Annotated in this window: 14 protein-coding genes; 1 reads left to right on the plus strand and 13 read right to left on the minus strand. The window is 60.9% G+C overall.

The window, feature by feature from the left end; genetic code table 11:
• Nucleotides 1-39: 39 nt before the first annotated feature.
• From bhcD to bhcA, 4 genes are all read right to left on the minus strand, one after another.
• Nucleotides 40-1,032 carry an iminosuccinate reductase BhcD gene (gene bhcD, locus ACP15N_RS04990; RefSeq protein WP_425091113.1) on the minus strand — a complete coding sequence of 331 codons (993 nt, stop codon included), beginning with the start codon at nucleotides 1,030-1,032 and terminating at the stop codon, nucleotides 40-42.
• Nucleotides 1,033-1,143: 111 nt separating this feature from the next.
• On the minus strand, nucleotides 1,144-2,307 hold the full coding sequence (bhcC, locus tag ACP15N_RS04995) for a 3-hydroxy-D-aspartate aldolase BhcC (RefSeq protein ID WP_425091114.1): 1,164 nt from the start codon (nucleotides 2,305-2,307) through the stop codon (nucleotides 1,144-1,146).
• A gap of 15 nt (nucleotides 2,308-2,322) precedes the next feature.
• Entirely contained in the window at nucleotides 2,323-3,297 is a 975-nt protein-coding gene (gene bhcB / locus ACP15N_RS05000) for a beta-hydroxyaspartate dehydratase BhcB (protein WP_425091115.1), read from the minus strand.
• 19 nt (nucleotides 3,298-3,316) lie between these two features.
• The gene (bhcA, locus tag ACP15N_RS05005) at nucleotides 3,317-4,507 is read right to left on the minus strand and encodes an L-aspartate--glyoxylate aminotransferase BhcA (protein ID WP_425091116.1); all 1,191 of its coding nucleotides are present in this window, start codon (nucleotides 4,505-4,507) and stop codon (nucleotides 3,317-3,319) included.
• A gap of 199 nt (nucleotides 4,508-4,706) precedes the next feature.
• On the opposite strand from bhcA, the gene bhcR reads away from it, so the two are divergent.
• Complete coding sequence (bhcR, locus tag ACP15N_RS05010; protein ID WP_425091117.1) at nucleotides 4,707-5,555, plus strand: HTH-type transcriptional regulator BhcR; 849 nt, start codon at nucleotides 4,707-4,709, stop codon at nucleotides 5,553-5,555.
• Here the strand turns inward: bhcR and ACP15N_RS05015 are convergent.
• The 9 genes from ACP15N_RS05015 to ACP15N_RS05055 all read right to left on the minus strand — a co-directional run bounded on the left by ACP15N_RS05015 (nucleotide 5,552) and on the right by ACP15N_RS05055 (nucleotide 14,076).
• Nucleotides 5,552-6,520 carry an ABC transporter ATP-binding protein gene (locus ACP15N_RS05015; RefSeq protein ID WP_425091118.1) on the minus strand — a complete coding sequence of 323 codons (969 nt, stop codon included), beginning with the start codon at nucleotides 6,518-6,520 and terminating at the stop codon, nucleotides 5,552-5,554. The two genes, bhcR and ACP15N_RS05015, sit on opposite strands and share 4 nt — an antisense overlap.
• Nucleotides 6,517-7,518 (minus strand): ABC transporter ATP-binding protein, encoded by a 1,002-nt coding sequence (locus ACP15N_RS05020; protein WP_425091119.1) that lies wholly within the window; start codon nucleotides 7,516-7,518, stop codon nucleotides 6,517-6,519. Before ACP15N_RS05020 ends, ACP15N_RS05015 begins: the two co-directional genes overlap by 4 nt.
• Nucleotides 7,519-7,583: 65 nt before the next feature.
• Nucleotides 7,584-8,555, minus strand: a complete 972-nt coding sequence (locus ACP15N_RS05025) for a hypothetical protein (RefSeq protein WP_425091120.1) — start codon at nucleotides 8,553-8,555, stop codon at nucleotides 7,584-7,586.
• Nucleotides 8,556-9,518 (minus strand): ABC transporter permease, encoded by a 963-nt coding sequence (locus ACP15N_RS05030; protein WP_425091121.1) that lies wholly within the window; start codon nucleotides 9,516-9,518, stop codon nucleotides 8,556-8,558.
• Nucleotides 9,518-10,504 (minus strand): ABC transporter permease, encoded by a 987-nt coding sequence (locus ACP15N_RS05035; RefSeq protein ID WP_425091122.1) that lies wholly within the window; start codon nucleotides 10,502-10,504, stop codon nucleotides 9,518-9,520. Before ACP15N_RS05035 ends, ACP15N_RS05030 begins: the two co-directional genes overlap by 1 nt.
• 131 nt (nucleotides 10,505-10,635) lie before the next feature.
• On the minus strand, nucleotides 10,636-12,201 hold the full coding sequence (locus tag ACP15N_RS05040; protein ID WP_425091123.1) for an ABC transporter substrate-binding protein: 1,566 nt from the start codon (nucleotides 12,199-12,201) through the stop codon (nucleotides 10,636-10,638).
• A gap of 120 nt (nucleotides 12,202-12,321) precedes the next feature.
• Nucleotides 12,322-12,798, minus strand: a complete 477-nt coding sequence (locus ACP15N_RS05045; protein ID WP_425091124.1) for a pyridoxamine 5'-phosphate oxidase family protein — start codon at nucleotides 12,796-12,798, stop codon at nucleotides 12,322-12,324.
• Nucleotides 12,791-13,264: a cupin domain-containing protein gene (locus ACP15N_RS05050; protein WP_425091125.1), complete on the minus strand. Its 474-nt coding sequence runs from the start codon at nucleotides 13,262-13,264 to the stop codon at nucleotides 12,791-12,793. The genes ACP15N_RS05045 and ACP15N_RS05050 overlap by 8 nt, the downstream gene beginning before the upstream one ends.
• A 17-nt stretch (nucleotides 13,265-13,281) precedes the next feature.
• Nucleotides 13,282-14,076 (minus strand): helix-turn-helix transcriptional regulator, encoded by a 795-nt coding sequence (locus tag ACP15N_RS05055; protein WP_425091126.1) that lies wholly within the window; start codon nucleotides 14,074-14,076, stop codon nucleotides 13,282-13,284.
• Nucleotides 14,077-14,212: the final 136 nt, after the last annotated feature.

A 14,212-nucleotide genomic window follows, 5' to 3' on the forward strand; every position in this document is an offset into this window, starting at 1 on the left:
CCCCACAGGACGCCGCCTTGTAAGCTTGTGACAAACAGCTTAGAGGGCGACTTGCGTCGCTTCGCCCGTGGCGACGGCCTGCTCGGCGGCAACGGCCGCCACGGCAAGATCCTGAAGGCCAACCCCCGTGCCGTCGAACAGGGTGATCTCGTCATCCGAAGTTCGGCCCGGGTGATCACCATTGATGACCATGCCCACTGGCGTCACGTCCGCCTCCGAGATCAATCCCGCGGCGATGGCATGCTGGGTCTCGCCGATGGTCGTAGACTGCGCAACCTCGTCGGTAAAGAGCGTGGCTTTGGCCACGAGTTCGGTTGAAACCTCCTGCTTGCCCTTGGTGTCCGTCCCCATGCAGGCCAGGTGGGTGCCAGGCCGGATATAGTGCGCATCGATCAGGGACTCGAATGCAGAGGTGATGGTGATGATCACATCCGCTTCTGCCCCCAGTTGTTCCCGCTCTACCGCTTCGAATGGAATGCCCAACTCTCCGGCAACCTTGCCGAGGTTCGGGATCATCTCTGGATGGGCATTCCAGCACACGACTTTTTCGAAATCGCGCTGCTCGACGGCTGCGCGCAGCTGGAAGGTGGACTGATGCCCCGCACCGACCATGCCGAGAACCTTCGCGTCCTTGCGCGCCAACTGGTCGATGGACACCGCAGATGATGCCGCGGTGCGGATCGCGGTCAGGTAGTTGCCACCAACCAGCGCCTTGAGCTTGCCGGTGTCTGGGTCGAACAGAAACACCGTCGACTGGTGGTTGATAATGCCCTTGGCCATGTTGTTGGGCCAATAGCCCCCGGCCTTCACGCCCAGGACCATGCCTGCCTTGTCGAAGCCGGACTTGAAGCCATAAAGGGCATCCTCGTGGCCAATCGCCTCCCGGATGACCGGGAAGTTGTAAGCGTCCCCTCGGGCCATCGCCCCGAATACGTCCTTGACGGCATCAAAAGCCAGCGCGCGATCAACGACTTTCTGACAAACCTCTTCCGTGACGATCACGAGACCGTCGGTGTCCAGTTTCTGGAGCATGGCTGCCCTCCCCTCAGATGGCGGTCCGCTGGCAGGCATAGGGATGCCTCCGGCGGGAGTATTTCAGCAAAGAAGAAGGAGGCGACCTGCGCCCCCTGCTTCAGGTTTGGCTTAGTAGGCCAGACCGCGGGCCGTGACGGGCCACAGCGCCTCGACCTTGCCGCCGCGCACACCGACATACCAATCGTGCACGTTGCAGGTCGGATCGCAATGCCCGGGCACCAGCTTCAGCTTGTCGTTCACCTTGAGCTTGCCGTCGGGATCCATGATCACACCGTGCTCGTCCGAACATTTGACGTACTCGACATCGTCGCGCCCGAAGATGACCGGCAGGCCACTGTCCACCGACTGGGCCTTGAGGCCCGCATCGCAGATCGCCTTGTCTGCTTTCGCATGGCTCATGATCGAAGTCAGGATGAACAACGCGTTTTCCCATTCGCCCTGGTCAATGCGGTTGCCATTCTTGTCGAGGATACGCCCGTAATCCGCATCCATGAACGCATAGGATCCGCATTGGAGCTCGTTATAGACACCCGAGTTGCCCTCGAAGTAGTAGGAGCCGGTGCCGCCACCCCCAACGATGTCACATTCCAGACCTTCGGTTTTCAGCGTGTCGACCGCGTCTTTGACCATGGCGACCGCGATATCGATCTTGGCTTTGCGCTCGTCATAGCTGTCGAGGTGTTGCATCGCGCCCTGATAGGCCTGCAGCCCCGCAAACTTCAGGCCCGGCGCCGCGTCGATAGCCTTGGCAATTTCAACAACCTCGGGGGTCGTGGTCACACCACAGCGGCCTGCCCCGCAGTCAATCTCGACCAGGCATTCGATCTGCGTACCATGCTTCTGCGCAGCGGCAGACAGGTCGGCAACGTTTTCGACATCGTCCACGCAGCAGATCGCACGGGCGCCCAACCGGGGGATGCGTGCCAGCCTGTCGATTTTGGCCGGGTCGCGCACCTGGTTGGACACCAGGACATCAGTGATGCCACCGCGCGCGAAGGCCTCGGCCTCGGACACTTTCTGACAGCAAACACCGCAGGCACCGCCCAGTTCCATTTGCATCTTGGCCACATCGACCGACTTGTGCATCTTGCCGTGTACGCGGTGCCGGACGCCCATCTCCTTGGCGAACTGCCCCATCTTGGCAACGTTGCGCTCAAGTGCGTCCAAATCCAACACAAGGCATGGCGTCTGGATGTCGGCCTCGTCCATCCCGATGGCTGCCGGAATGTTGTAGCCGACTTCAAGATCCGCAAATTTTGCTTCTGCGTTCATGGTGGTTCTCCCCGCTTAGCTCATGATCCACGGCAGTTTGTCGAGATCGACATTGCCGCCAGTTACGATGACACCGACGCGCTTGCCGGCGAATTTCTCTTTGTTCTTCAGGATGGTGGCGAGCGGCACGGCGCAGCTCGGCTCCATCACGATCTTCATCCGCTGCCAGGTGAGCTTCATCGCATCGATGATCTCCTGCTCAGACGCGGTCAGGATGTCGGACACATGGTTCGACACGAAATGCCATGTCAGATCCTTGAGCGGCACTTTCAAGCCATCGGCAATTGTCACCGGCGCATCATCGGCAATGATGTGCCCGGCCTTGAAGCTGCGATAGGCATCGTCCGCCTGTTCGGGCTCTGCCGCGATGATTTCGACCTCGGGGGCGATGTTGCTGAGGGTCAGGCAGCAGCCAGAGATCATGCCCCCCCCGCCGATGGGCGCGATCACCATGTCCAGACCATCTGTCTGCTCCATGAATTCACGCGAACAGGTGCCCTGCCCCGCCACGACACGCGGGTCATTGTAGGGGTGCACGAATTCCGCACCGGTCCGTTCCTCGACTTCGGCAAACACGGCCTCGCGCGAGGTCGTGGATGGTTCACATTCGGTGATGAGACCGCCATATCCGCGCACTGCGGCTTTCTTCGCCTCTGGCGCCGTGCGCGGCATCACCACATGGCACGGTATACCCCGGCGACCGGCGGCATAGCTGAGAGACAGCGCGTGGTTGCCTGACGAGTGCGTTGCGACACCGCGTTCTGCCACGTCGTCAGACAAGCCGAACACCGCATTGGAGGCGCCACGGACCTTGAACGCGCCCGCCTTCTGGAAGTTCTCACATTTGAAGAACAGTTCCGCGCCAACCAGGTCGTTGAAGTAGGAGGAGGTCAGGACGGGCGTGCGATGGATGTAAGGTTTGATCCGCTCATGCGCCGTCACGACGTCGTCATAGGTCGGGATCACGGCTGGTTCGATGGTATCTTTCATGGTTTCCCCCGCTCGCCTGTCAGGCGGCTTTGGCAAGGCTCGCGCCTGCGGTTGTGCGATAGAACTGCTGAGCTGCGGCCACCCCTGACCCCAGCGTGATCGGATAGTCGAGATCCGCCATTGCCATTTCAATCGTCGCGAGGCCGGACAGAACGGTGACATCGGTCAACGCGCCCAGATGGCCGATGCGGAATGCCTTGCCGTTCATCATGCCGAGCCCCACACCAAACGACACATCGTATGTCTCGAGGGCATGCGCACAAAGCGCGTTGCTGTCGAAGCCCTCGGGAACGTAGATGGCGCTTACACTGTCGGAGTAAAGCTCCGGGCTCTGCGCGCACAGGGTCAGTCCCCACGCCTTCACGGCGCGGCGCACACCTTCGGCAAGGCGGTAGTGGCGCGCATACACGTTCTCCAGCCCCTCTTCCTCGAGCATGCGCAGGCTTTCTTCGAGGCCAAACATCAATTGGATCGGCGGCGTATAAGGATACCCGCCACCCGCGTTGGCGGTCATCATGTCATCAAAGCTCAGGAATGTACGCGGCAGTTGCGCTGTTTCGCGCGCTGCCAAAGCCTTGTCACCGATCGCCATGATGCACATGCCGGTAAACAGCATGAACCCTTTCTGGCTGCCGGTGATCGCGATATCAACGCCCCAGCCGTCCATGTCGAACGGCATGGACCCGAGAGAGCTCACGCAATCAACGAACAGCAACGCGGGATGGTTCGCTGTGTTCATCGCACGCCGTACCGCGCCGATGTCAGACCTCACGCCGGTCGCCGTTTCGTTGTGCGTGACAAGGACCGCCTTGATGTTGTGGTCGGTATCTGCGGAGAGAACTTCGGCGAACCGCTCGGCAGGCGCGCCGGTTCCCCACTCGCATTCAATGATCTGCACGTTCAGGCCATGACGCTCGCACAGGTCGATCCAGCGATGGCTGAACATTCCGTAGCGCGCGATCAAAACTGCGTCGCCAGGTGACAGGGTGTTGGACACGGCAGCTTCCCACCCGCCCGTCCCAGAGGCCGGGAAGAACAGGATTTCGGCTGCGCTTGTGTTGAAGACCTTGCGCACACCCGCCTTCAGCCGTGGCAACATGTCCGCAAACGCTGGCGACCGGTGGTCCACGGTCTGGCGATCCATAGCGCGCCGCAGCCGGTCAGGAACGTTCGTCGGTCCGGGAATGAAAATAGGGTTCTGATCGAACATGGGCCTTCCTCCTTGTACTTTCTATCTAGCAGGACGATCCATATTTTCCAATTTTTTTGGAATTATTTTTTATTTTCGAAGTAAATACATCAAGACTATGTTTATATTACTTATTTTGTTTTTCAGTACACGCTCAAGAATTTTATTGAAAATGTTTTTCAGAGAACAATACTTGTAGCCAAGACCAAGAGGACACGACATGAACGACCAATCGATTCCCAAACGCAGGGGGCGCGGGCGCCCGAAGTCAGCCTTTACCGACAGCTCTGCGAGCACGATTCAAGCTCTTGATCGTGGCCTTGCTGTTCTCAGTGCACTGGCGCGGGACGGCGGTGGAACTCTGTCGGACATGTCGATGCGGCTTGGAATGCCGGCTTCCACCGCGCACAGGGTGCTTGCCACGCTTGAAAAGCATGGGTTTGTCGACATGGACGAAGAAACACAGACGTGGCGCGTGGGGCTCGAAGCGTTCCGTGTCGGCTCAGCCTTCATGCAACGCACAAATCTTCTTGAGGTGGGCAGGTCCACAATGCGCGATCTGATGGAACACACCGGCGAGACGGCGAACATGGGCATTCTGGATGCCGATCACGTGGTCTTCATCGGTCAGGTGGAAACGCACAATCCGATCCGCGCCTTTCATCGTCCGGGCTCCCGCGGGCCAATGCATGCCAGCGGGATCGGCAAGGCGCTTCTGGCCGCGATGTCCGAGCAAGATACCCAGAAACTTCTGACACGGACCGGCTTGCAGCAATTCTCACCCAAGACCCTGACCGCACCCGAAGACCTGATGGCCGACCTGTCGGAAACCCGCATCCGGGGATGGTCGTTCGACGATGAGGAACGGTTTGAAGGCATGAGCTGCGTGGCCGCCGTGATCTATGATGGGTACGGCGAAGCCGTTGCGGGTATCTCCGTGTCCGGCCCTTCCGCCCGGTTTGCCGCCAGCGCCCTGCCCGGCCTCGGGGAGGCCGTGAAAGCGGCCGCTGCCGAAGTCACGAGCCGGATTGGCGGACAGATGCCAAGGGCCGCGGTTGCCCCGCCCTAGTCTTCGGCCAAATGACACGCCACACGGGCTCCGCCCAGGCCGCGCAGCTCGGGGCGTTCTTTTGCACAGCGTGCGACTGCTATCGGACACCGGGGGTGAAATGCACAACCCGTCGGCGGGTTGATCGGGTCGGGGATTTCGCCCTGCGGGGGATCAACCTCGCGCCCGAACCCGTCCATGCGCGGCGCCGCCGCCAACAGCATCTGCGTGTACGGATGGCGCGGGGTTTCGAACAGCTCAGCGGGAGAAGCCTCTTCCACCAGGCGCCCCAGATAGAGAACCCCGATCCGGTCCGCCATATGCTGCACCACGGTCAGGTCATGGCTGATGAACAGATATGTCAGGCCGAACTCGTCCTTCAGATCCGACATCAGGTTCAAGACCTGCGCCTGAACCGACACGTCCAGCGCGGACGTCGGTTCATCACACACGATCAGCTTAGGTCCCGAGGCCAGTGCACGCGCGATACATATCCGCTGCCTTTGCCCGCCGGAGAACTCGTGGGGGAATTTCAGGGCATCCTCTGCAGCCAGACCCACCTGCTCCAGCAGACGTTCAGCCAGTCCGGTTACATCCCCCCCCCGCGCCGAAACCGGCTCGTTGATGATATCGCGCACCCGCCAGCGGGGATTGAGGCTCGCGAACGGGTCCTGAAAGATCATCTGAATGTCGGAACGCACCGCATCCAGCTTGTCAGCATCGCTCTCGCGCGCAAGATCCGTGCCGTTGATCTCAACTCCGCCTTCCGACGGCGGCAGCAGCCCCACCACCATCTTGCCGATCGTCGACTTGCCCGAACCACTCTCGCCGACCAGGGCGTAGATCGTGCGGTTTTCGACATCGAAGGACACATCCGAAACCGCGGTCAGAATGGCTTTGGGCAGACGCTCCAGCATGCGGTTCAACCAGGGCTTTGAGACATCGAAGCGTCTGCTGAGGTTCTTGACGGAGACGAGCGTGGTCATGCCTCAACCTCCGCAGCGGTAGGTTTGAGCCCCTGCATGGGGAACCAGCACGCGGCGCGCCCGCCCGTGTCGCTGATCCTGGGTCCGGGGTCGGCCTGACACCGGTCTTCCACCCGAGGGCATCGGGCGGCAAAGGCGCAGCCCGGCGGCAACTGCCCAAGGCGCGGCATGGACCCCGGAATCTGGTGCAACCGTTTCCGTCCCTTGGAGGCCAGCGGCGTAGAGCCCATCAAGCCATAAGTATACGGATGACGCGGGTCGGTGATGACATCGCGTACCGGGCCCAGTTCTGCCAATCGCCCTGCATACATGACCGCGACCCGGTCTGCGGTTTCGGCAATCACGCCCATGTCATGAGTGATCAGCATGACGGCCGTCCCGCGTTCGCGACACAACCGCTTCAGCAATGCGATGATTTGCGCCTGAACCGACACATCCAGCGCGGTTGTCGGCTCATCGGCGATGACGAGGCTGGGCTCGGCACACAGCGCCAGCGCGATCACGACCCGTTGCCGCATGCCCCCGGAGAATTCATGCGGATAGGAATTGACGCGCTGGCGGGCGGCGGGAATGCCGACCTCTTCCAGCGCCTTGACCGCACGCTCCTCGGCTTCTTCCCGGGAGATCGGGAGGTGTTCCAGCATGGTTTCAGTCAATTGATCCCCGATCCTGAGCAACGGGTTGAGAGAGGTCAGCGGATCTTGAAACACCATCCCGATTTCCTTGCCACGCAAGCGCCGCATCTGCTCGCGAGACAAGCTGTCTATCCGCTGCCCGTTGAGCAAAATCTCCCCGCTCGTGATCCGGGCCGGTGGCGTGAGCAGGCCAATCACGGCGTTGCCTGCCATCGATTTCCCCGCACCCGACTCGCCGACAACACCCAGAATTTCACCCGCAGCAATGTCGTATGAAACAGCGTCGACGGGCCGCAGCAACGCGTGCCGGGTCGGAATCTCCACGACAAGATCGCGGATCGAGAGCACAGGATCAGTTTGCAATTTGCTTACCTTCTTCCTATATTTTTACCAGTGATGCCGGACACATCCGGCGTAGCAGGAGATCATCATGACGGGCCCAAAACCAACGGTTTGACGTCGTACCCGATCGCGCGCGTGTAGTCAGCGAGCGCGTCTTGTGGGTCTATACGCGCCAGTTCTTCAAATATTTCAGCGGCCTCTTCCGCGTTGTTGAAGCGCGTCCCATCTCCGCTCCGGATGAGTGTTGCAACCGCCTTATTATCATCCACATCCGACAGCAGACGTGCTGCGGCCGACCGGACATCACCGGTTGTCGGCAGATCCACCTGACCTTTGTCGATCAGATATGCCCTCAGCACCGCTTGCGCTCGAAGTGCTGCAAGCAGCGTCGTACGCCCGATCTCGCGGTAGTACACGACGGCCATCTTCTGGCGCTGAACTGCGATGCCGTTGAAGGCGCCGTCGCTCATGCGCTGCAAATAACGGTTCAGATAGAGATCGTTCTGGTAATAGCGCACCAGCGCGCGAATGACCGCATCGGGAAGTTCGTAAAGGCGGTCGGTATGATTGTCGAAAATGATATTCGGTTCCAGTGCTATACCACGCGGCATGGCTGTGGAACTGCCCGACGCGTCCAGAGCGTTATCAAGATTCGACCGGTCGACGGAGAGTTGATCCAGAATAGCGTCGTGGGTGAACTGCTCCGTCAGTCGCGACGCGCTTTCGCGGATCTCTGCACGCAAGGCGACCGCAAGGTTCACACGAAACCGCAGACGCTCCTGTTTGGCGTGGGCGTCTTCGCTCTCTCGTTCGGCGCGACGTTCATCTTCGCGCGCGGACTGTTGCCGGTTGAAGAGCAACACACCGACAATGGCGGACACCAATGTGCCAAGCACAGATAGTACCGAACCCACGAGGATGACCTGCGTGCGCGTACCGTCCGACCACAACAGTTGCGCGAAAGGCCAAAGCACCGCGAACACGACCAGCGCCCCGCCAAGCAGCAGAAAGCCACCGAAGCCCTGGCTGAAGTCGCGGTCTGCACCCGGCCTTGCCACTTAGCGCAGCCTCGGGTTCAACGCGTCGCGCAGCCAGTCGCCCAGCAAATTCACACTCAATGCCAGCGCCAGCAACGTGATGGCTGGAAACAGAAGGATCCACCACTCTCCCGAGAACAAGAAGCCCTGCCCGATACGGATCAATGTGCCAAGGGAGGGCTGTGTGGGTGGTGCGCCGACGCCCAAGAAGGACAGCGTTGCCTCTGCAATGATTGCCAGGGCGAGGGAGATGGTGGCGATAACGAGCACTGGCGACAGCACGTTTGGCAGGATGTGGCGCAGCATGATTGCGCCGGACCCGCGCCCGATAAGGCGTGCTGCCTGAACATACTCCTTGTTCTTTTCCACCAGCGTTGCGCCGCGCACGACGCGGGCGAACTGCACCCAGTCCGACAAGCCGATGGCCAGGATAAGCACCCAGATCGCCATCTGGTCGCGGTACTCAACCGGGGTGATGCCCTTGGCGATGCCAAAGATAAGCATCGCCACGAGGATCGCCGGAAAGGTCAGCTGCACGTCAGCCACACGCATGATCAGCGTTTCGACCCAGCCCCCCACATAGCCCGCGATCAGGCCCAGCGTGACGCCGAGGACAAGCGCAAAGCCAACGGCGGCGAAGCCGACGAACAGCGACACGCGCATGCCATACAGGATGGTGGAGAACACATCGCGCCCCTGATCATCCGTGCCCAACCAGAAGACGTCGCCTGTGAATGCATTTGGCTCCATCGGTTTCGAAAACCCGTTCATCAGGTTCAGCGAGGCCGGGTTGAACGGATCGTATGGTGCGACCCACGGCGCGAAAACAGCGGACAGGACCAGAACCAGGACGACAAAGGCGGACACAACGGCGACGGGAGACCGGCGGAAGCTGTAGGCGACATCGCTGTCCCAAGCCACGGCAAGTCGGGACTTGGCGCGCACCTCCGGGACGACAGGGGTCTCTTGCGGCAGATCGGTCATCAGTGTCCTCCGACAGTGCTGCGATCGGCGCGCAGACGCGGATCAATCGCGAAATAAAGCAGATCAACGATCAGGTTTATTCCGACAAACAGCACCGAGATGAGCATCAGGTAGGCGGCCATGACCGGAATATCGACAAACTGGATCGCGTTGATGAAGAGCAAGCCCACGCCCGGCCATTGAAACACGGTCTCGGTGATGATTGCGAACGCGATGATGGAGCCGAGTTGCAACCCCGTGACCGTGATTACAGGCACCAATGTGTTCTTGAGTGCGTGACGGAAATTCACTGTCTTCTCGCGCAGCCCGCGCGCGCGGGCAAACCGAATATAGTCCGCGCGCAGCACTTCCAGCATCTCGGATCGGACCAGACGCATGATCAAGGTCATCTGATACAGACCCAAAGTAATGGCCGGGAGTATGAGCGCCTTGAGCCCGCTAGACGTGAGGAACCCCGTCGTCCAGCCGCCCAGATCCACGACTTCCCCACGCCCGAAACTGGGCAGCCAGTTCAGTTCCACCGCGAAGATGTAGATCAAAAGGATGCCGATCAGAAACGTCGGCAAAGACACACCGATCAGTGAGACGGACATGATGACGCTGGAGGCCCAGCCATCGCGCCGGATTGCCGTGAAGATGCCCAGAAGGATCCCGAACCCGATCGCGAATAATCCCGATACCGCGGCGAGTTCCAGCGTGGCCGGCGCACGTTCCAGCAGGATTTCCGCCACCGGCCGCGACTGCCTGTAGGAAATCCCCAGGTCCCCCTGCATCGCGCGGCTCAGAAAGTTCCAATATTGCACCAGAAACGGATCATCGAGGCCCAGTTGAGTCCGCAGCCTCTCGATATCCTCAAGGGTGCGCTCCTGACCCAGCAGGTTGTCGATCGGATCGCCGACGAAACGGAACATCGAGAACGCCACAAGTCCGACAATCAAAAGTACGACGAACGACTGAAAGACCCGGCGAATGATATAGGCCAGCATGGCACCCCCACCATTTGATCAGGCAGTGTTCCCCTGCCGCGTGGTCAGCGTCAAGAGCCCCCGGGCCGGAGCGTTACGTCAGGCCGCCGCCACGCGTCAGTCGCAGCAGGCGGCCCGTTTTTTCGGCATGCTCAGTTTACAGTCACCCAGCGCAGGATGAAGAAGTTGTCCGGTCGTTGGGTCAGCGAAATATTGCCCTGCGCCCCCCAGAGCAACGGCTGGACGTACAAGGGTACATAGGCGGCGTCTTCCTGAAGGATCGCGGTCACTTCGTCCAGCATCGCCTGGCGGGTCGGCTCGTCGATTTCCGATTGGATCAGCGGCAGAAGCTCGTCGACCCGCGCGTTGGAGTAACCGCCGAAATTCCAGCTTCCCAGCTTCGTTTCATCGTTCGGCGTGGCTGCAAGGAACCGTACCGGGTGTTCGGCGTCGAACGTGCCAGGCGACCAGCCAAGCAGATACATGTCGAAATCGTCTTCGCGCAGACGCGGCCAGTACCCGCGCACGGGCATCGCTTCCAGTTGCGCCTCGAGTCCGACCTGAGCGAGCATGGAGGTGATCGCCTGACACACGGCCTCGTCATTCAGATACCGGTCATTGGGACATTTCAGCCCGAACGAGAACCCATCCGGATACCCCGCCTCCGCCAGCGCGGCACGCGCCGCATCCGGGTCGTGGGTGTAGGTCGCGGCGTTGGCCTTGGAATACCCGCGCATCGCCGGGCTGACCATCTGGCTGACAGCCTCCGCATTGCCCCGCATGATCGTTTGCAGGATCGCAGGCACGTTGATGGCCTGCGCGACCGCGCGACGGACACGCGGATCGGTGAACGGGTTGCCGGGATCATCGGTGACAGAGTATTTCAGCGCGTCCGCCTCATGCGCAAAACCCAGCATGATCACGCGCGCCTCGATCCCCTGGATCACCTGAACACCTGGTTGTTGCGAAAGACGGGCCGCATCCTGGATGGGCACCGGGTTGATCATGTCGATATCGCCCGACAAAAGCGCGGCCACCGCTGTTGCGGGGTTCTGGATCGGGGTGAACTCCGCACGTGTGATGTTGTGATCCACCTCGCCCCACCAGGCGTCGAACGGCTGCAATTCCGTGCGCAGACCCGGCTCGCGGGCAGTCACGCGAAATGCGCCGGTGCCATTGGTGTTCAGCGTTGCGAAGTTGCCTTGTTCCTTGTCCGGGCGGGTTGTTTCGTTTGCCTCTGCCCAACCGCTGTCCATGATCATCCAGTTCGCAATGCTGTCGGGAAAGATCGGATTGGGCGCAGTGGTCAGAATGTCGACAGTGAAATCATCCACGACACGCACCTCCGAGACCGGCGCAAACCAGCTGCGGGTGTCGGATTGCTCGGATGATGCCCGCTCATAGGAAAACAGCACATCCTCTGCCGTGAACGCCGCCCCGTCGTGAAACGTCACCCCCTCGCGAAGGGTGAAGCGCCACCCCTCTCCGTCGCCGATAGGCTCCCAGGACGTGGCAAGCGCCGGCTCGACAGCCATATCGCGCCCCCGGCGCACCAAACCTTCGTAGACATTGTTGAGGAACCCCAGCACCGGTGCCGAATTGACCGCGTGGGGGTCCATTGTTTGCGGATCGGTGGTCGATGACCAGCGAAATTCCTCGGCGGCGGCGGGCAGTGCGGTGCATATCGCTAGCACACTTGCGGTGAAACGGTTGAACATGGGACCCCCTGTGATCGGACGCGCGCCTTTGCGGCGCATTGCGCGCGAGTGTGACGCCGGATCGCCACCGGGTCATTGGCAAAACCGCCCGTTCACAGGGGTGTGATGACCTCGCACGGCTCAGGGTTTTGGAACCACTCCATAGGTGTCATGGGCGATCGCCTGCCGCTCCGCCTCGGTTCGATGCGGGAAAATCGTGTAGCTTGGCGCGCGAATGCGCGCGGTCCGTTCCACATCGACCACAATAAGCTGGCGAACCGGGTAATCGTCGCCGGCCATGGCGAGTACCACTGCGCCAATGCGGCGAAACTCTGTGCTGTCAGGTCCGACCAATTGCGCACGCCCATAAAGTTTATGCCCGCGTTGCCGAAAGACATCCACGAAACTGACGCAAACGCGCGGGTCAGCGCGGATGTTGCGCACCGAGTTGGGCGAGGCGATCTCGGCAATCACGACCCGGTCCGGACCGCTCGGCGCCCAGATCTGCTTGGGACTGACACTGGGCCAACCGTCCGCATCGGTTGTCGCCAACCAGCACAGAACCGATGTTTCGGCCTCGTCCAGTATCTCGGACGTAAAAAGCTGTGTGTCAGTCATAGGGAACCCCCAGTTTTGAGGTGAAGACCCATTTCCCATCGACAAGGTGGGCCTCCAGATCGTCATTCGGATAGCGCCCTTCGTCCCCGGCCGTGCGATCCCCGATTTCGAGGTACCGGACAGTGTCCCAGGTCTCGTTCACCAGATGATGCGCGATCCCGGCCGCAGGGAAGCCCGCGCACATGCCCGGTGCCAGCACGATCTCGCCCTGATCCGTTTTCAGGGTCGGATACCCGTCCAGGACATACACGAACTCATCCTGTTTGGTGTGACGGTGCAGCAAGGCGGATTGCGCGCCCGGAGCCAGTTCCGTGAGGTTCACACCGAAGTTGCGCACGCCGAACACATTGCCAAGCTGGCGCTTTGTCCGACCTGCAACGACACTGTCGAACGGGGGCGGATAGGCGGATTTGCTTATGCGCGGCGGAACGTTCAAGGCGGCAATTGCCAAGGGGGGATGGGGCATATTGGGTTCCTGTCTTGTCAGCCTGAAGGAGGTTTGCGCACGTCGCCCGGCGCCATTCCGAACCGGGCGCGAAACCGTTGCGAAAACCGCGAGGGCGAAGTGTAGCCAACCGCATGCGCGACCGAGGCGATCGGCCAGCGCGTGGTCTGAAGCAGGTGCAGGCCAGAGGCCAGACGCAACTCACGCAGCACGAAACTGAAAGCGGTTCCTTCGGCGCGCAGTCTGCGACGTATCGTGGAAGAGCTTATGCCAAGTGTGGCTGCCGCGCGCTCGGCTGTCCATGACCGGGAGATATCGGCGGCCAGACACTCCCTGAGCGTATCGGCAAAGCGTGTCGGCCTCGGATGGGGCAGGCACGCGCCGACAAGGGCCAGTTCCAGCGCAAGCCGCTCCGAAAGAAGATCAGTTCGCGGCTTCGGGGCGCCATTTGCAAGGCCCAGCATTGCGGCCTCGAAGGCCGCCGCGACCTCCGGTCCGGCAGCACAGGATTGAACGGTTTCCGCGCGGCCAAGAAGCATCGGATCGAACCTTGAATAGGCCGCTTCGAACACTGCACGGGAAAACGCGAGGGCGGTTGCCGCATAGCCCATACCGGGTTCCGGCAGGTTCTCGACGGTCATTTCGGTATGCTCTGGCAAAATCACGTAGGACCCGGCGCCGACAGAAAGCGTGTCTGCCCCGGCGCCGACCTTCTTTTCCCCCAACTCGACACGGATGACCCCCGGAAAAGGGCTGACGATCCGGTCGAACCGGGCCTGCCGGTACTGGCGAATATGCAAGCCCGGCATGATATCCTGAACAGAGGCGGTCATGGGGTCAGGCTACTGCGGCGGGCTCGCGCGAACCACAGCCGGTTTGCGCCCGAGCGGATCAATCCGCGCCTTTTGCGATCAACTGAACACGGTTGACCACAGGAATGATCGAAAAATGCAAAACGCCGGGCCATAC

Origin of the sequence: Tropicimonas sp. S265A (assembly GCF_049800835.1) — a bacterium.
GTDB lineage: Bacteria > Pseudomonadota > Alphaproteobacteria > Rhodobacterales > Rhodobacteraceae > Dinoroseobacter.